This is a genomic window from Bacillus crepusculi, from assembly GCF_014764715.1.
GTDB lineage: Bacteria > Bacillota > Bacilli > Bacillales > Bacillaceae > Bacillus.
Window position 1 is genome coordinate 512,298 of record NZ_JACXXE010000002.1, and the last position, 17,091, is coordinate 529,388.

The 17,091-nt window shown below is 42.5% G+C and carries 19 protein-coding genes and 1 other RNA gene; 16 read left to right on the plus strand and 4 right to left on the minus strand.

Features of this window, described 5'->3' with window-relative positions:
* The first annotated feature begins 16 nt into the window (after positions 1–16).
* Positions 17–706: an ABC transporter permease gene (locus IEE86_RS06520; protein ID WP_191096473.1), complete on the plus strand. Its 690-nt coding sequence runs from the start codon at positions 17–19 to the stop codon at positions 704–706.
* An 80-nt stretch (positions 707–786) separates the two neighbouring features.
* Here IEE86_RS06520 and IEE86_RS06525 read toward each other — a convergent pair whose 3' ends face one another.
* The 3 genes from IEE86_RS06525 to IEE86_RS06535 form a co-directional block, all read right to left on the minus strand.
* Positions 787–1,107 (minus strand): winged helix-turn-helix transcriptional regulator, encoded by a 321-nt coding sequence (locus IEE86_RS06525; RefSeq protein ID WP_024423485.1) that lies wholly within the window; start codon positions 1,105–1,107, stop codon positions 787–789.
* An 82-nt stretch (positions 1,108–1,189) separates the two neighbouring features.
* Positions 1,190–1,591, minus strand: coding sequence for a helix-turn-helix domain-containing protein (locus IEE86_RS06530; protein ID WP_318010260.1), 402 nt, complete (start codon positions 1,589–1,591; stop codon positions 1,190–1,192).
* A gap of 129 nt (positions 1,592–1,720) precedes the next feature.
* A complete protein-coding gene (locus IEE86_RS06535; protein ID WP_191096475.1) occupies positions 1,721–2,125 on the minus strand; it encodes a helix-turn-helix domain-containing protein in 405 nt (134 codons plus the stop codon).
* Positions 2,126–2,278: 153 nt separating this feature from the next.
* On the opposite strand from IEE86_RS06535, the gene IEE86_RS06540 reads away from it, so the two are divergent.
* From IEE86_RS06540 to ssrA, 7 genes are all read left to right on the plus strand, one after another.
* Positions 2,279–2,512 (plus strand): helix-turn-helix domain-containing protein, encoded by a 234-nt coding sequence (locus IEE86_RS06540; protein ID WP_008347669.1) that lies wholly within the window; start codon positions 2,279–2,281, stop codon positions 2,510–2,512.
* A 37-nt stretch (positions 2,513–2,549) separates the two neighbouring features.
* Positions 2,550–2,840 carry an AbrB/MazE/SpoVT family DNA-binding domain-containing protein gene (locus tag IEE86_RS06545; RefSeq protein WP_191096476.1) on the plus strand — a complete coding sequence of 97 codons (291 nt, stop codon included), beginning with the start codon at positions 2,550–2,552 and terminating at the stop codon, positions 2,838–2,840.
* Positions 2,841–3,026: 186 nt separating this feature from the next.
* Positions 3,027–3,260, plus strand: a complete 234-nt coding sequence (secG, locus tag IEE86_RS06550) for a preprotein translocase subunit SecG (protein ID WP_003212746.1) — start codon at positions 3,027–3,029, stop codon at positions 3,258–3,260.
* A 125-nt stretch (positions 3,261–3,385) separates the two neighbouring features.
* Positions 3,386–4,132: an alpha/beta hydrolase gene (locus IEE86_RS06555; RefSeq protein ID WP_191096477.1), complete on the plus strand. Its 747-nt coding sequence runs from the start codon at positions 3,386–3,388 to the stop codon at positions 4,130–4,132.
* Between the two features lie 19 nt (positions 4,133–4,151).
* A complete protein-coding gene (gene rnr, locus IEE86_RS06560; RefSeq protein ID WP_191096478.1) occupies positions 4,152–6,491 on the plus strand; it encodes a ribonuclease R in 2,340 nt (779 codons plus the stop codon).
* Positions 6,492–6,631: 140 nt separating this feature from the next.
* Entirely contained in the window at positions 6,632–7,102 is a 471-nt protein-coding gene (gene smpB, locus IEE86_RS06565; protein WP_041507778.1) for an SsrA-binding protein SmpB, read from the plus strand.
* Between the two features lie 177 nt (positions 7,103–7,279).
* Positions 7,280–7,642: a transfer-messenger RNA gene (gene ssrA / locus IEE86_RS06570) on the plus strand.
* Between the two features lie 120 nt (positions 7,643–7,762).
* On the opposite strand, the gene IEE86_RS06575 is transcribed toward ssrA, so the two are convergent.
* Positions 7,763–8,002 (minus strand): hypothetical protein, encoded by a 240-nt coding sequence (locus IEE86_RS06575; protein ID WP_191096479.1) that lies wholly within the window; start codon positions 8,000–8,002, stop codon positions 7,763–7,765.
* 240 nt (positions 8,003–8,242) lie between these two features.
* On the opposite strand from IEE86_RS06575, the gene IEE86_RS06580 reads away from it, so the two are divergent.
* The 8 genes from IEE86_RS06580 (at position 8,243) to aspA (ending at position 17,030) form a co-directional block, all read left to right on the plus strand.
* Positions 8,243–9,853: a histidine kinase N-terminal 7TM domain-containing diguanylate cyclase gene (locus IEE86_RS06580; RefSeq protein WP_191096480.1), complete on the plus strand. Its 1,611-nt coding sequence runs from the start codon at positions 8,243–8,245 to the stop codon at positions 9,851–9,853.
* Positions 9,854–10,109: 256 nt separating this feature from the next.
* The gene (locus IEE86_RS06585) at positions 10,110–10,565 is read left to right on the plus strand and encodes a DUF6376 family protein (protein WP_191096481.1); all 456 of its coding nucleotides are present in this window, start codon (positions 10,110–10,112) and stop codon (positions 10,563–10,565) included.
* A 106-nt stretch (positions 10,566–10,671) separates the two neighbouring features.
* The gene (locus IEE86_RS06590; protein ID WP_191096482.1) at positions 10,672–10,977 is read left to right on the plus strand and encodes a metal-sensing transcriptional repressor; all 306 of its coding nucleotides are present in this window, start codon (positions 10,672–10,674) and stop codon (positions 10,975–10,977) included.
* Positions 10,978–11,060: 83 nt separating this feature from the next.
* Positions 11,061–11,267: a copper chaperone CopZ gene (gene copZ / locus IEE86_RS06595; protein WP_142156001.1), complete on the plus strand. Its 207-nt coding sequence runs from the start codon at positions 11,061–11,063 to the stop codon at positions 11,265–11,267.
* Positions 11,268–11,349: 82 nt separating this feature from the next.
* Complete coding sequence (locus tag IEE86_RS06600; RefSeq protein WP_191096483.1) at positions 11,350–13,785, plus strand: heavy metal translocating P-type ATPase; 2,436 nt, start codon at positions 11,350–11,352, stop codon at positions 13,783–13,785.
* Positions 13,782–13,916 (plus strand): hypothetical protein, encoded by a 135-nt coding sequence (locus IEE86_RS19535; RefSeq protein ID WP_263479569.1) that lies wholly within the window; start codon positions 13,782–13,784, stop codon positions 13,914–13,916. Before IEE86_RS06600 ends, IEE86_RS19535 begins: the two co-directional genes overlap by 4 nt.
* Positions 13,917–14,289: 373 nt before the next feature.
* On the plus strand, positions 14,290–15,567 hold the full coding sequence (locus tag IEE86_RS06605) for a cation:dicarboxylate symporter family transporter (RefSeq protein ID WP_191096484.1): 1,278 nt from the start codon (positions 14,290–14,292) through the stop codon (positions 15,565–15,567).
* A gap of 17 nt (positions 15,568–15,584) precedes the next feature.
* Positions 15,585–17,030: an aspartate ammonia-lyase gene (aspA, locus tag IEE86_RS06610; RefSeq protein ID WP_191096485.1), complete on the plus strand. Its 1,446-nt coding sequence runs from the start codon at positions 15,585–15,587 to the stop codon at positions 17,028–17,030.
* The last annotated feature ends 61 nt before the right edge of the window (positions 17,031–17,091 follow it).

Below are 17,091 nucleotides of genomic sequence, written 5' to 3' on the forward strand. Positions count from 1 at the left end.
GGAGGTGTCATGGCTGATGGACACATTGCAGCAATTATGGACGTATTATCAGCAGAACGGTTCATATGTGTTAGAAGAGTTTTATCGGCATTTTCTCATGTCAGCGTATGGGGTGTTGTTTGCGGCGATTGTCGGAATTCCAGTAGGCATCTTTGTCGCGCATTACCGTAAGCTGAGCAATTGGGTCTTCGCCATTACAAATGTCATTCAAACCATACCGGCATTAGCGATGCTTTCAGTGTTGATGCTTGTATTAGGACTTGGCGCAAATACAGTGATCCTATCGCTCTTTCTGTATTCGCTTTTGCCGATCATCCGAAACACGTATACAGGAATTGTCAGCATTGAACACGCCTATTTAGAATCAGGTAAAGCAATGGGCATGACGAAATGGCAGGTGCTGAGAATGGTTGAATTACCGCTTGCTTTATCGGTGATTATGGCTGGTTTAAGAACCGCACTGGTCATCGCAATCGGCATTACAGCGATTGGGACATTCGTTGGTGCGGGAGGACTTGGTGATATCATCATCAGAGGATCAAACGCAACAAACGGAACAGCCATCATTTTAGCAGGTGCTATTCCAACTGCGCTCATGGCCATTATTGCCGACCTTGTCATGGGCTGGCTTGAACGGTATTTAAGTCCGACCAACAAGAAAAAAGAGAGAAAAGCATTAGCTCAAAAAAACATCACATCAGCATAAGCGGTTGAATAGACAAAACCTCCCCTACATCTGTAAGGGAGGTTGTTTTATGATGATCAGGCGGTACGCATGATGCCATTTTATGATTCAAGTGTGATCCATTCAGAGGACCACTTCGCAATTTCCTCAAAAACGGGTGCAAGTGAACGCCCCATATCAGTTAAAGAATACTCAATGCGTACGGGTGTTTCAGCAAAAACCTCCCGTTTTACAATGCCTGCTGCTTCCAGCTCTTTTAATCTCTCAGATAATACTCTTCCGCTTAAGTTTGTCAGAGCCGCCTCAATTTCACTAAAGCGCTGCTGACCTGAGAGAAGCTGAAAAACAATCAGTGCAACCCATCGTTTACTTAATAACTCAACTGCTTTTTCAAACCGTGGGCACATGTCAGATTGATTCATCTTCCTTCACTCCAATCTGAACCCATTATACCGTAATTTTGTTATAAATCAGCGCAAAAAGCTTGTCAATGATCAAAACATTTTACGAGGACGAACGGCTGTTTAACATAAACAACAAATAGCGGTTAAGATCCTCTATTTCTTTTTTAGATAGGGTTGACCATATGTTTCCATCAAATATTTCGAGATCACCAAGTTCGTATTGCTCTGCGGCTTCCTTTATTTTGGATAAAGCCATTTGCTCTTCCTTTATCAGATGGACAGGAGATGCTTCTTCAATATAACCAGCTGCCTGCATCATTTCCTCATAAGGTACCTTTAAAGCACCTGCCAGTTTCTTAATCGTAGGAGGTTTCGGGATGCCGCGTTTCCCGTTCTCAATTCGAGAAATACCGGCAGCGCTGACCTCTGAATACATGGCTAATTGGTTCACTGATAGCTTCTTTTCCTCACGCAATGCTCTTAAATATGCACCAAAGTTCATCAATTCAAAACCTCACATGGTTAAAGATTGGATCTTTCTATTTTACTTGATTTGTTGACTATTGGCAATAAGTATACCATGAAAATATTGACATTAGTTAATGGTAGATGTATCTTAAGTTTATGCCTGCTATTTGTTCGCCTTTTTTTGGTTAATGAGCGTGAGAAAGTATTCATTCAGCTGGCTAATGTCCTGTGCAGTGAGCGTTTCCCATTGGTCACCATCAAAAATGGGGAGGTGTTCTACATCCCTTTGAAGCGCCGTTTGATAAATTTTTAATATGGACTCATATTTAGGTTTCATTTCATGAACTTCTTCCTGTTCAATATGACCGGCAAGCAGCATTAAATCCTCATAAGGCACCTTCAAGGCGTGTGCTAATTTTTTGATTGTTAAAGGCTTGGGCACACCGCGCTTCCCATTTTCAATACGAGAAATACCAGCAGCGCTTACACCTGAATACATGGCGAGTTGATTGACAGACATTTTTCTATTTTCTCTTAAAATGCGTAATTGTTCACCAAAGTGATTCATGACATCGAACCTCACATTTCAGTATATGACTTATTTTAGTATGATCATTGACCAAAGGAAATAGCAGAGACGTAAAAGTATTGACATAAGTTAATGATGCTGTTGTTGTGAGAGCTCTACATTCTGTACATATTGATCCTATAGGAGGTTGTAATGATGGTCGAAAAGATCCAGATCAGGCGAGCTTTTGTGATGCAGTATATGATCGAAAACGATATGTCTTTAAATCAGCTCGCAGATGAAATTGGCATCTCTCCTGCCACACTCAGCAGGGTATTAAATGGTCACCGAAAACCCGGACAACTTGTCATTGGTAAAATGATTCATTACTTTGATAAAAAATTTGAAGACCTATTTTACTATGAAGATGTTGACAAAAGTCAATGAATAAAGTAATCATATCATCATAAAGGAGGCAATGTCATTGAAACGAACTGGGATGGTGAGACACATTGATTCTCTTGGCAGAATTGTGCTGCCCTCAGAAATGCGAAAGGTACTCAATATCAAAGAAGAGCAGCTTTTAGAAATATTGATAGAAGATCAAACCATTGTGCTGAAAAAATATGATGCAGATAAGAGCTGTCTGTTAACTGGACAAGTAACGAAATACAACAAAGGCTATGGAAATGGCCAAGTGATGCTGAGTCCTGAAGGAGCAGAACGATTGTTAGTAGAATTAAAACAGCTATTAAAAGAAGAAGCAACTCGTTAAAAAGATTTTTTTAACTCAAAATTGAATATAAAAAATGCGGCACGCAACTCTTTGAAACGAAATTGAATCAAAATAACAAATAAAGCCGACAATATATAGGAAATCTTTATTTTGATGTTTCGTGACATGCACCTTGTTTTCATGTAAAATAAAGTTATGTGTACCAGTTTGTCTGGAGGTGTTTTCATGCACGCATTTGTTATCACATTACTCGTAATTGTCAGTATCGCACTTATCATCGTTGTATTATTACAATCAAGTAAAAGTGCTGGACTGTCAGGCGCTATTTCAGGTGGAGCCGAGCAGCTTTTCGGTAAGCAAAAAGCGAGAGGCCTTGACTTGATTCTTCACCGATTAACGGTTATTTTGTCAGTGCTTTTCTTCATCTTAACACTTGCATTGGCATATTTAGGCGTATAAGGCGCGAGTAACAGAAGGTCTGATCTTTTTTCAGACCTTTTTTTATTATCAGCACTCTTTTGTGTTTGTTTCATACATACAAGTGGAAAAATATACACTATATCAGAAGGAAAGGAAGTCACATCATGAAAGTTGTTACACCAAAACCATTTACGTTTAAAGGTGGAGAAAGGGCGGTGCTTCTTCTTCACGGTTTTACTGGAAATACAGCAGATGTTCGAATGCTTGGACGTTATTTGAATGAAAGAGGTTATACATGTCATGCCCCACAATACAAAGGACATGGCGTGCCGCCAGAAGAGCTTGTCCATACAGGTCCGGCTGACTGGTGGAAAGATGTAGAAGAAGGCTATCAATTTTTAAAAGACGAAGGCTATGAGGAGATTGCAGTTGGCGGACTATCCCTCGGAGGAGTTTTTTCATTAAAATTAGGTTACACTGTACCTGTAAAGGGAATTGTACCTATGTGTGCACCTATGTACATAAAAAGTGAAGAGGTCATGTACCAGGGTGTACTAGATTATGCCCGTAACTATAAAAAATTTGAGGGCAAGTCAGAGGCTCAAATTGAACAGGAAATGGAAGAGTTCAAGAAAACACCAATGGGTACACTCAAAGGCCTGCAAGAGCTGATTGCAGATGTCAGAAACAATGTTGACATGATTTATTCACCTACTTTTGTTGTTCAGGCACGTCATGATCATATGATTAATACAGACAGTGCAAATATCATTTATAACGAAGTAGAGACAGACCAAAAGCATTTGAAATGGTATGAAGAATCAGGCCATGTTATCACGCTTGATAAAGAGCGGGAGAAGGTTCATCAGGATGTATATGCATTCTTAGAATCACTTGATTGGTCAATTTAAATATATAGGGGGTTAGAGTGTGCAAAAAGAAGAATTTATGGATGAATTACTCGCGTTTATGCAAGAAGAGGCGTACAAACCGTTAACAGTACAAGAATTAGAAGTCATGATGGAAATTACCAACCCGGATGATTATAAAGAGCTCATTAAAGCACTTGTGATATTAGAGGATCAGGGACTTATCGTCCGTACCCGCAGTGATCGCTACGGTGTACCGGAAAAAATGAATTTGGTGAAAGGAAAGCTGTCCGCTCATGCGAAAGGCTTTGCCTTTGTGACACCTGAAGAGTTTGGACAGGATGATATTTTCATTCCGCCAACAGAGCTTGGAACAGCGATGAATGGTGATACAGTCATGGTTCGTGTCAGCCATAAATCCAATGGCACCAAAAAAGAAGGGACAGTCATCCGAATCCTGGAGCGTAATATTCAGTCGGTCGTCGGTACCTATACAGAAACAAAAAGCTTTGGTTTTGTCATTCCTGATGATAAAAAGATCACACACGATATCTTTATTCCTAAATCCGCCAAAAACGGTGCAGTAGAAGGGCATAAGGTCGTTGTGACGCTGACAAGCTATCCGGAAGGAAGAATGAGTGCAGAGGGCGAAGTGACTGAAATTTTAGGTCATAAAAATGACCCAGGCATTGATATTTTATCGATCATTCATAAACATGGTCTGCCAGGTGAGTTCCCAGAAGAAGCGCTAAAGCAGGCGGTAGACACACCTGAAACAATCGATGAAAAGGATTTGGAAGGCAGACGTGATCTGCGCAACGAAACGATTGTGACGATTGATGGTGCAGATGCGAAGGACTTAGATGACGCAGTCACTGTGCAAAAGCTGGATGATGGTAAATATAAGCTAGGAGTGCATATTGCAGACGTCTCTCATTACGTGACTGAAAATTCCCCGATTGATCAGGAAGCCTATGAGCGCGGGACGAGTGTGTATCTTGTAGACCGCGTGATTCCGATGATTCCGCATCGCCTGTCAAACGGCATTTGTTCATTAAATCCGAAGGTTGATCGTCTCACATTATCTTGTGAAATGGTCATTGATCGAAACGGAAAGGTCGTCAAACACGAGATTTTCCAAAGTGTGATCAAAACGACAGAGAGAATGACATATTCAGATGTGAACAAGATTTTAGTGGACCAAGATGAAGAGCTCATAAACAAATACGAGCCACTTGTTCCAATGTTCCAAGAGATGGAGAAGCTTGCTGAAATCCTTCGTGAGAAGCGGATGGAGCGCGGGGCTGTAGACTTTGACTTCAAGGAAGCGAAAGTGCTTGTTGATGATGAAGGAGCAGCGAAAGACGTTGTCATTCGTGAGCGTTCCGTCGCAGAGAAATTAATTGAAGAATTCATGCTTGTCGCAAACGAAACGGTAGCAGAGCACTTCCACTGGATGAATGTACCGTTTATTTACCGAATTCACGAAGAACCAAATCCTGAGAAGCTTCAGCGCTTTTTAGAGTTCGTCACGACGTTTGGTTACATTGTGAAAGGAACCTCGACGAACATTCACCCGCGTGCACTTCAAAGTGTACTCGATGCCGTCCGAGATCAGCCAGAAGAAGTCGTCATTCAAACCGTGATGCTTCGCTCGATGAAACAGGCGAAGTATGATCCAGAATGTATCGGTCATTTTGGGCTGTCGACGGAATTCTATACGCATTTCACATCACCGATTCGCCGTTATCCTGACTTAATCGTGCATAGACTGATTAGAACCTATTTGATTCAGAAAAAGACAGACGAAGCGACCCTTGAAAAGTGGGGACAGCTACTGCCAGAAATAGCAGATCATGCGTCTTCAATGGAGCGCCGGTCAGTCGATGCAGAGCGAGAAACAGATGACCTGAAAAAGGCAGAGTTCATGCTTGATAAAATCGGAGAAGAGTTTGATGGCATGATCAGCTCTGTGACGAATTTTGGGCTATTTGTTGAACTGCCGAATACGATAGAAGGTCTCGTCCATGTCAGCTACATGACAGACGACTACTATCGCTTTGATGAACAGCATTTTGCCATGATCGGTGAGCGGACAGGGAATGTATATCGCATCGGTGACGAAATCACTGTCAAAGTGGTTAGTGTAAATAAGGATGAGCATTCCATTGATTTTGAAATCGTCGGGATGAAAGGCACTCGCCGTAAATCACCAAAAGACTTCAAGTTCAAAAAACGGACAGATCCACCAGCAAAAAAAGGACGCGGAGGTCAAAATTCGTCTGGGGATAAGGCAAAAGACGATAAAGGCGGCGACTGGTTCACAGGTCGGAAAAAGAAGAAAAAGAAAAAACGCGTATTTGATAACGCACCGAAACAAAAGCGGAAAAAGAAAAAGTAACGTGCCAAAAAAGCAAATAGGGCAGCACGCTCTATTTGCTTTTTGACCACATGGCGTCAGCATTGTCGAAAGCTGGATTGTTTGATAAAATAATCCGTACGATTTGGATCGTGTTTGTGTCAAAAGGAGGGTGTACGCCAATGCCAAAGGGAGAGGGAAAGGTTGTTTCCCAAAACAAAAAAGCAAATCATGATTATTTTATAGAAGAAACGTATGAAGCCGGCCTTGTGTTACAAGGAACTGAAATCAAATCGATTCGTGCAGGGAAGGTGAATTTAAAAGATTCCTTTGCTAAAATCGAACGTGGAGAAGTGTTTCTTCACAACATGCACGTGAGCCCATACGAGCAGGGCAACCGGTATAATCATGACCCGCTGAGAACGAGAAAGCTGCTGCTTCATCGCAAGCAAATCAGCAAATTGATTGGTGCAACAAAGGAAGAGGGCTACTCACTTGTTCCCATTAAACTATATTTAAAAAATGGCTTTGCCAAAGTGCTGATCGGAATCGGTAAAGGGAAAAAGAAATATGATAAACGTGAAGATCTAAAGAAAAAAGATGCAAAACGTGAAATCGAACGTGCCTTCCGTGACCGTCAAAAGCAATTTTAGTGTTTGTGCAGATGGCTTGCTGATCGCATGAACACTATGCTACAATATGATATACAATCAACAATCATCGCAGTTTTTACAGAAACCACCAGTTGTTTCAGGCGATGAGATTGTTATAATAGTTATATACGGAAGCAGTTAAGCTGAACGTTTCCATCCCGTATATCCCTTTTACAAGGGGACGTTACGGATTCGACAGGGGCGGTTCGAGCTTAGGCTGCGAGCCGAGAGGCGATCTCGTTAACACGCACTTAAATGTAACTGGCAAAACTAAAAGTTTTAACCAAAACTTAGCACTAGCTGCCTAATAAGCGCAGCGAGCTCTTCCTGACATCGCCTATGTGTCTGTGAGGAGCCCAATGAAGTAGGCTACGCTTACGTTCCCGTCTGAGGACGTAAGAAGAGATCCATCAGACTAGCTCTCCAAGCGCCCGTCAGCAGGCATGCGGATGAGTGAACACGAAATATGTTGACTACGCTCGTAGACGCTTAAGTAATCGATGTCTCTGGACGTGGGTTCGACTCCCACCGTCTCCATAAAGTTAAAGCCCTTGTTTACCAAGGGTTTTTTATTTTGCTCTAATACATAAAATATGACTATGTTACATTTGTTATAGTTAAGATTTAAATACACTTAATGGAATGTTTCTTTTTTATCTCTCATATATGTTTCCTCGAGAAAGACTGCACCAACCGAACAAACAAAGGACACACCACAACCACCGCAACCATCATTAAAAGTCCATCCGGCATGATCTCCACAAACGTTGTTTGAATCACATAAACGGCAATCAGCAGCAGATAACTTACTAAAAAGGTCAACCCAGATCTTCTCTTTTCAAATGGCTTCTCCAACAGAATCAGTATCAACAGCCCCGCCATGATGATCAAAAAAGTCATATTCCTTCCGAGCCTCCTCTTCTTTGATCCCCACATTGTACAGGTGTTTCTTCTACCGCAACATGCTTTTCGATCAAATTAAGCAAAAAGTAGTGGAAATATCCCGCGTCGTCACAAGTAAAACGCCCGAAACCTTCCAAAAAACCACCACCCAATTCAAAATCACATCTTCCCATTTTTGACTTCCTCATATATAGTAAGATGAGACTAGTTCTAAATAACTGAAATTGGGGCGTTTACATGGATTCGATTGTTTTACATTTTATTGTGATCATGAGTGTTTCTGGCATTCTGTCCGTGATATTATCAATCATTGCTCATGCAAATCGCCATCGGTATATTGGCTGTCAATTGTTTATGTACATGTCTGGGGCAACTGCGATTTATATTTTTGGGCATACGTTTGAATTAATGGCGCGTACCCCTGAAGAAGTCATGTTCTGGGTTTGTTTTCAATACATAGGTCTTCCGTTTATCGCACCATTCAGCCTCATGATTGTGCTGCAATTTACGGGTTTCCATCAATATTTCACAAAGCGCCGCGTGTTTCTCATCTTACTGATTCCCATTCTTACAACCATAATGGTATTCACCAACTCTTTTCATTCACTCTTTTACCGAAGCATCACGATGAATACAGTAGACGGATTTTTATTGGCTGACTTTACGATTGGCTATTGGTATATCATTCATGGCGTCTATACATTTGGCTGTTCGATGCTCGCTATTTTTATGCTGGTTTGGTTTTTACGTGTTACAAAAAAAGAATATTTAAAGCAGATCCTCATTTTGCTAGTGGGGATGTTACTGCCAATCACGACATCTTTTATCTATTTGTTAGGCGTTACACCTCTTCATATTGACCCGGTCCCTGTGGTGATGTTTTTAACCAATGCGCTCTACTTATGGGCGATTATGTCGTTCCAGCTCTTTAAGCTCTCTCCCATTGCGATGGAGCGTGTGTTTGAGCATATGCCCGAAGGGGTTCTCATTTTAGATCGATATCGGACACTCATTGATTACAACCCCGCTGCTGCATCGATCATTCCGGCACTTGCGAATAAGAAGGGAATTGGCTATAAAATCGACGATGTTTTTTCAGAAATCATCAAAGAGTCAGCGTTCATTCAGTGGCTGCGTTCTCCGCAGGATCATTCGCAATATGATTTAATGTGGAAAAAGGAAAAAGACAAGTCCTGCTATTATCAACTGACCGCTACGTCGCTATTTAATAGAAGAGGAGAGGTCGAAGGCAGACAAATTGTGATCAGTGATGTAACAGAGCAGCGCTTGCTGCAGGAAGAGCTGGAGCGTCGTGCGTATATTGATGGTCTGACGAATATCTTTAATCGTTCTTCTTTCATCGAACGAACGCAGATGATCTTGGAAGAGGATGAGCAGGATACGGCCATTTTGCTATTTGATATTGATTTCTTTAAACTCATTAATGATACGCATGGACATCATATCGGGGACGAGGCGCTTCGTCATGTCGTCTCCATTTGTCAGCAGCATTTAAAGATGGATGATTTATTTGGCCGATATGGCGGAGAAGAGTTTGCCATTTGTCTGCCGCATCATTCTTTTGAAGAGGCATGTCATATCGCGGAGCGAATGAGACATTCGTTTGAGATGAGTTTCTTTGAGAATGATGAGGAAAAAGTGCGAGTGACAGCGAGCTTTGGAATTGCTCATACAGCTTATGATCCCAATGTATTAGAAACTCTTCTATATGAAGCGGACCAAGCCTTGTATATGTCAAAACGCCAAGGACGGAACCGGATTTATGCGTCCACTGGAGCGGACTATATGCTGTATCAAGAACGTGATCTGCCGCCAGCTTCTCATTGACTGCTCGCCTGACATTCGATATGATAAACATAACATTTGAACGGTTTCCTAAAGGGGAGTAGCTTTTACGGTTTGGTCGTCATTACAGAAACACACGTTGTTTCTCGGCCATTCCGGCATGAACATGTTAGCCAGACCTTTGCCTATGACACATGAGGCAAAGGTCTGGCTTTTTTTGAAGTCCTTTTGCATCAGTGTGATAGGGGAGCAGAACAAATGAATGCTTTCAACACAATAGATGAAAGGATGATCGATTTTGAAAAAATATGTGATGGCTTTCCTATTTTCCGGCACGCTTGTGTTAAGCGGATGTTCCGGCTTGCTTGACCAAGTAAGCGATACAACGACATATGTCACAGAGGCAAAAGATTATGTGACGGACATGCAGCAATTTACAGAGGATTTTCCAAAGCTCGCTGAAGAAGCTGTGCAAAACGCCGCCAAAAAAGCAGAGTTAACGCAGCAGCTTGAATCATTGAAGACAGACATTCAAGATTTTAATGAACTGACAGCTCCAAAAATAGCAGAAGACCTGCATGCGCAGATCATTGATAAAAATAAGGTACTGTCAGAGGACATTCAAACGTATTTACAGCAATTGAAAGCAGGCGATATCGACGTTGCCGCCATGCTCGAGGAGCAGCAAGGACTGATGAAGCAGCTCCAGCAGTCCGTCAGCCTTTTGCAGGATATTGAACAATTAACAAACTAGGACAAACAAAGCGTTAAGTTGAGCATTCAGCATATCTTTGCCTTTTTCGGTGGAGATATGCTTTAATTTAGTTAAAGACAAGTCATAATAGAAAAAAGGTGATCACATGACAGAGCATGAAGAAAGACATATGGCTTCGCCTAGAGCCGAGAAGGAAAAAGATCAATTAATCAATCGCTTGAAACGAGTGGAAGGACAAGTGCGAGGGATTCAGCAAATGATTGAAAACGATCGTTACTGTATAGATGTTGTGAATCAAATTTCTGCTGTGAATGCGGCTTTAAAAAAGGTCAGTCTTCAGTTGATGGAAAAGCATACACACCACTGCGTAGCGGATGCCATTAAGAGTGGTAACGGGGATGAAGCCATTGAGGAGTTAATGAACGTCTTCACGAAGCTGACAAAATCGTAGCACACAGCGCATCATTTATGTTTACAATGATACCCTACTAGGGTATAGTAAAAATAGAAAATGATTGATGGAGGCGATGAGAAGTGGAACAAGCAACACTTCAAGTGCAGGGCATGTCTTGCGGACATTGCGTGAAAGCAGTCGAAGGAAATGTAGGAGAATTAGCAGGTGTTGAATCTGTGAAAGTCCATTTAGATAAGGGTCAGGTGGAGGTTTCCTTTCACCCAGATCAAATCACGTTACACCGGATCTCTGATGTCATTGAAGAACAGGGATATGATGTCGTATAAATGATCATACGTGCTGTATAAGACAGCACGTATTTTTAAAAAATAACAATACCCCCATGGAGTATGTGGAGAGGTGAGATCAATGAAAAAGGAAATTGACTTTCAAATGACGGGGATGACCTGTGCTGCTTGTGCAGGACGCATTGAAAAGGGATTGAACAGGCTAAATGGCGTGTATGAAGCCAATGTGAATTTGGCGCTTGAAACCTCTCATATTGTATATGAAACGGAACAGCTATCACCAGATGATCTAAAACAAAAAATTCAATCTCTTGGCTACGATGTAGTGATGGAGCAAGCGGAATTTGATATAGAGGGAATGACGTGTGCGGCTTGTGCAAACCGAATCGAGAAAAAAATCAACCGGATGGATGGTGTTGATCACGGGTCTGTGAACTTTGCGCTTGAGACACTTCAGGTGACATATCATCCGGGCCAAACGTCTACAAGTGACATTAAAGAGGCTGTGAAATCCATTGGGTATTCATTAATTGAACCAGCCGAGGAATTAGCAGAGGAAGGGAAAAAAGACCATCGCCAAGTAGCCATTGAGAAGCAAACGGCACGCTTTTTGTTCTCAATGATCTTGTCACTCCCGCTTCTTTGGGCAATGGTCAGTCATTTTTCCTTCACGTCTTTTATTTGGCTGCCAGAAGCGTTTATGAATCCATGGGTTCAGCTCGCATTAGCAGCGCCGGTACAGTTTATTGTCGGCTGGCCCTTTTATGTAGGCGCGTATAAGGCTTTAAGAAATAAAAGTGCCAATATGGATGTTCTTGTCGCACTTGGGACATCTGCGGCGTTCTTCTATAGTTTATATGAAAGTATTCAGTCAGCGGTTCAAGGCACACATGAGGCGGCCCTCTATTATGAAACGAGTGCCGTGCTGATTACGTTGATTGTGCTCGGCAAATTAATGGAAGCAAGAGCAAAAGGAAGATCATCAGAAGCGATTCAAAAGCTGATGGGCTTACAAGCGAAAGAAGCGGTTATCGAGCGAGATGGCAAACAGATGACCGTTCCTATTTCTGAAGTAAAAGTGAATGACCTTGTGTTTGTCAAACCGGGTGAGAAAGTCCCGGTAGATGGAGAGATCATGGAGGGAACAACTGCAATAGACGAATCCATGATTACAGGAGAAAGTTTGCCAGTTGATAAAACCGCAGGAGATGTGGTCATCGGGGCAACGATCAATAAAAATGGGTTTATCAAAGTGAAAGCGACAAAAGTCGGGAAAGAGACGGCCCTGTCACAGATTATCCGAGTCGTAGAACAAGCGCAGGGCTCAAAAGCACCGATTCAAAGGATGGCAGATCAAATATCAGGGATATTTGTTCCCATTGTTGTAGGTATTGCTGTACTCACCTTCTTCATATGGTTCTTCTTTGTTGATCCTGGAAATGTGACGTCAGCACTTGAAACCTTTATAGCGGTCATCGTGATTGCGTGTCCGTGTGCGCTCGGTCTTGCTACGCCAACCTCAATTATGGCTGGCAGCGGCCGTGCGGCTGAATCAGGCATCCTGTTTAAAGGCGGAGAGCATTTAGAAGTGACCCAATCACTCGATACGGTGGTATTAGATAAAACAGGGACCGTGACAAAAGGGGAGCCGAGTCTGACAGATGTGGTGGCATATGCTAATTGGACGGAAGATGCGCTGCTGCAGCTAGTAGGATCGGCAGAACAGCAGTCGGAACACCCGCTTGCCCGAGCGATCTCAGATGGAATGAAGGAGCGAGGAGTTGAAGCGGTTGAGGTAGAATCCTTCCAAGCAGATCCTGGTCATGGAATTGAAGCAACAGCCGCTGGGCGCAGGCTTTTCATTGGTACGAGGAAGCTATTGCAGAAACACCATATCCAATATGATCAAGCTGAAGCATCCGTAACAACGCTGGAGGAGCAAGGAAAAACGGCTATGCTCGTTGCTATTGACGGTGAAGTCGCCGGCATTGTTGCGGTGGCAGATACGATCAAATCATCCTCTCCTCAAGCTATCGCTCGACTGAAAGATCAAGGGATTCACGTTGTGATGATGACGGGTGATAACAAGCTAACAGCAGAGGCGATTGCGAAACAGGCGGGCATTGATCATGTCATCGCTGAAGTTCTGCCTGAGGAAAAAGCGGCTCACATTGCGGCGCTTCAGGAACAAGGAAAGAAAGTCGCCATGGTCGGAGATGGCATCAATGATGCCCCGGCCCTTGCGACAGCGCATATTGGGATGGCAGTTGGAACAGGGACAGATGTTGCCATGGAAGCGGCAGATATTACGCTCATGACAGGAGACCTCCATGCCATTGCAGATGCACTTGAGTTTAGCAAAAAAACGATGAGAAACATTAAACAAAATCTATTTTGGGCGCTTGCTTATAATTGTATTGGGATACCAGTTGCCGCATTTGGATTCCTTGCGCCATGGCTTGCAGGAGCGGCAATGGCCTTTAGCTCCGTGTCGGTTGTGCTTAATGCACTCAGATTGCAGCGGTTAAAACCTGTAAGAGAGGGCGTGGCACAATGAAGCTGAATGTTAAATGGATTTGGACATTGAGTGCATTAATCTATGTTACTTTCGTACTCATTGGATATGTCATATATGATGAATTTTATGCAAAACAAGATCCGCCAAGTGAACAGATGCAACATCATTAAGACTTCGCCAAAAGCGAAGTCTCAGCGTGTAGACAAACCCTCGCATTCTTTGTCAGGTCTGCGCGCCGGTGCTCACGAATGTCCAATTCGCTCCGCGCCGGTGCTCGTCCTTCCTAGACTTCAAAGGTTTTCATTCACGCTGAAAAGAAGACAAAGGGCTAAAATAAACAACATTTTAGCCCTTTGTCAATAATCTAAGACTTCGCCAAAAGCGAAGTCTTTTTTTTACAATTTTGTGGATAAACCCACCTTTTTAAACATTTTTCATAAAAAATTCATTTGTTTTTGTTCCTTTTTGTCGTTTTTTGTAGGTTCATCGTTAAGATGCGATTAAGCAACAAAGAAAGCGTTATCAAAAAAAGGGGGTTCACGTATGAAAAAGTTAGGGTTAGCTTCTCAAATACTCATTGCACTTGTTCTGGGTGTTATCGTAGGAGCGCTGTTTTATCAAAATGAAACCGTTATTAATGTGTTAACGCCGATTGGCGATATATTCATCCATTTAATTAAAATGATCGTTCTTCCAATTGTTATTGCTGCATTGATTGTAGCAGTAGCTGGTGTAGGCGATATGAAAACCATCGGAAGACTCGGTGGGAAAACGATTCTTTACTTCGAGATTGTCACAACGATTGCTTTAGCAGTTGGTCTGCTTGCAGCAAACGTCTTCCATCCTGGTACAGGAATTGATATGAGCAACATGGAAAAAGGCGATATCTCTAAATATGAAGAGACATCTAAGGCTTCTTCCGAAAAAGCTAGTTTCTCTGAAACCATTGTGCACCTTGTGCCAACAAACGTTTTCCAATCCATTGCAGAAGGTGATCTATTACCAACCATCTTCTTTACAGTTTTATTCGGATTAGGAATTGCCGCAGTAGGAGACAAAGGAAAACCAGTGTTAGGGTTCTTTGAGGGCATACTCGAAGCCATGTTCTGGGTGACCAATAAAGTGATGAAGTTTGCACCATTTGGTGTATTCGCACTCATCAGTGTGACGGTGATCAAATTCGGGGTCGGAGCGCTTCTCCCGCTAGGTAAACTGGTACTTGTCGTTTACGGTACAATGGCATTCTTCGTTATTGTCGTACTTGGCATTATCGCAAAATTAGCTGGAACAAGCGTCTTTACACTATTTAGAGTGCTAAAAGAAGAAATCATTCTTGCATTCTCAACAGCAAGCTCAGAAGCTGTACTGCCTAGATTAATGGACAAAATGGAGAAATTCGGCTGCCCGAAAGCGATCACGTCGTTCGTTATCCCAACAGGCTACACCTTTAACCTAGATGGAAGTGCCATCTATCAATCCATTGCCGCCATATTTGTTGCACAAATGTACGGCATGCCGCTTTCCATTTATGAGCAAATTACGTTACTATTCATCTTAATGCTCACTTCAAAAGGAATGGCTGGTGTACCAGGTGCATCGATCGTTGTTGTCATCACAACACTTGGTGCAATGGGACTTCCACTTGAAGGACTTGCCTTCATCGTTGGGATCGACCGTATTCTTGATATGGTTCGTACAACAGTCAACGTATTTGGTAACTCACTTGCAGCCATTGTCATGTCTAAGTGGGAAAAAGTATTTGATCAAGAGAAATCGAAAAAGTATATTGAGGAACTAAAGCAACAAACAAAAGCAGCGTAAAAAGGAGATCTTTTCAAATGACGAAGCTACAGGATAAGCAAGTTCGAATCGAACGAGACTTTCTAGGTGAAAAGGAAGTAGACACTCAAGCATATTACGGAATTCAAACATTACGTGCAGTGGAGAACTTTCCAATTACAGGCTACCGTATTCATGAGGAACTCATCAAAGCATTAGGGATTGTCAAAAAGGCAGCCGCACTTGCAAATATGGATACACAGCGACTTTATGCTGGACTTGGAGAAAAAATTGTTCAAGCCGCAGATGAGGTCATCGAAGGAAAATGGAACAACCAATTTATTGTCGATCCAATTCAAGGCGGGGCTGGCACTTCAATGAATATGAATGCCAATGAAGTCATTGCAAACAGAGCGCTTGAATTACTAGGAAAGGAAAAAGGCGCTTATACTGAGCTTAGTCCAAATACGCATGTGAACATGTCGCAGTCAACAAACGACGTTTTCCCAACAGCGATTCATATTTCGACATTGAATATGATTGAAAAGTTACTTTATACGATGGAAAACATGCATCAAGTCATGACTGAAAAAGCACAGGAATTTGATCACGTCATCAAAATGGGACGTACGCATCTGCAGGACGCTGTTCCAATCAGACTTGGTCAAGAGTTTAGTGCCTATGCAAAGGTTCTTGCTCGTGATATTAAACGCATCAAGCAGTCGAGACAGCATTTATATGAAGTCAATATGGGTGCAACAGCAGTCGGAACTGGACTAAATGCAGATCCTAAATACATTCGCCAGGTGGTCGGCTATCTAGCTGATATCAGTGGATTGCCATTAGTTGGAGCTGAAGACTTAGTTGATGCAACGCAAAACACGGATGCTTATACAGAAGTGTCAGCTGCCCTTAAAGTATGTATGATGAATATGTCTAAAATGGCGAACGATATTCGTTTAATGGCTTCAGGTCCAAGAGCAGGCTTTGGTGAGCTTCATTTGCAGCCGAGACAGCCAGGTTCTTCCATCATGCCTGGGAAAGTCAACCCAGTTATGCCGGAGGTGATGAACCAAGTGGCGTTCCAAGTCATCGGGAATGATCACACGATCTGCCTTGCATCAGAGGCTGGTCAGCTTGAGCTGAACGTGATGGAACCAGTCCTTGTGTTCAACCTGCTTCAATCTCTCAGCATTATGAAGAATGTATTTGAGTCCTTCGTAGACAACTGCTTGCGTGACCTAAAAGCAGATGAATCTAGATTAAAAGAATATGTAGAAAAGAGTGCTGGTGTCATGACGGCGGTCAATCCGCATATTGGTTATGAAGCTGCTGCACGAATTGCCAGAGAAGCGATTCTTACAGGCGTATCTGTACGTGAGCTTTGTCTGCAAAATGATGTGTTATCAGAGGAAGAGCTTGATATCATCTTAAATCCTTTTGAAATGACGAAACCAGGTATTGCTGGCGCATCACTTTTAGAAAAGGATCGTTTAGAAGATTAAGCGGCATCATGAGAAGCGCACACCGAAACTTTGTCGGTGTGCGCTTTTTCATGGACTGTTT

What these genes read in the sequence shown, in the direction of transcription:
- IEE86_RS06580 (WP_191096480.1), top strand. Translation starts at nt 8,243, where the DNA reads ATGGATTCGATTGTTTTACATTTTATTGTGATCATGAGTGTTTCTGGC.
- IEE86_RS19535 (WP_263479569.1), top strand. Translation starts at nt 13,782, where the DNA reads ATGAAGCTGAATGTTAAATGGATTTGGACATTGAGTGCATTAATCTAT.
- IEE86_RS06540 (WP_008347669.1), top strand. Translation starts at nt 2,279, where the DNA reads ATGATGGTCGAAAAGATCCAGATCAGGCGAGCTTTTGTGATGCAGTAT.
- smpB (WP_041507778.1), top strand. Translation starts at nt 6,632, where the DNA reads ATGCCAAAGGGAGAGGGAAAGGTTGTTTCCCAAAACAAAAAAGCAAAT.
- IEE86_RS06530 (WP_318010260.1), bottom strand. Translation starts at nt 1,591, where the DNA reads ATGAACTTTGGTGCATATTTAAGAGCATTGCGTGAGGAAAAGAAGCTA.
- IEE86_RS06520 (WP_191096473.1), top strand. Translation starts at nt 17, where the DNA reads ATGGACACATTGCAGCAATTATGGACGTATTATCAGCAGAACGGTTCA.
- IEE86_RS06605 (WP_191096484.1), top strand. Translation starts at nt 14,290, where the DNA reads ATGAAAAAGTTAGGGTTAGCTTCTCAAATACTCATTGCACTTGTTCTG.
- IEE86_RS06600 (WP_191096483.1), top strand. Translation starts at nt 11,350, where the DNA reads ATGAAAAAGGAAATTGACTTTCAAATGACGGGGATGACCTGTGCTGCT.
- aspA (WP_191096485.1), top strand. Translation starts at nt 15,585, where the DNA reads ATGACGAAGCTACAGGATAAGCAAGTTCGAATCGAACGAGACTTTCTA.
- secG (WP_003212746.1), top strand. Translation starts at nt 3,027, where the DNA reads ATGCACGCATTTGTTATCACATTACTCGTAATTGTCAGTATCGCACTT.
- IEE86_RS06555 (WP_191096477.1), top strand. Translation starts at nt 3,386, where the DNA reads ATGAAAGTTGTTACACCAAAACCATTTACGTTTAAAGGTGGAGAAAGG.
- IEE86_RS06525 (WP_024423485.1), bottom strand. Translation starts at nt 1,107, where the DNA reads ATGAATCAATCTGACATGTGCCCACGGTTTGAAAAAGCAGTTGAGTTA.
- IEE86_RS06535 (WP_191096475.1), bottom strand. Translation starts at nt 2,125, where the DNA reads ATGAATCACTTTGGTGAACAATTACGCATTTTAAGAGAAAATAGAAAA.
- IEE86_RS06575 (WP_191096479.1), bottom strand. Translation starts at nt 8,002, where the DNA reads ATGACTTTTTTGATCATCATGGCGGGGCTGTTGATACTGATTCTGTTG.
- IEE86_RS06590 (WP_191096482.1), top strand. Translation starts at nt 10,672, where the DNA reads ATGACAGAGCATGAAGAAAGACATATGGCTTCGCCTAGAGCCGAGAAG.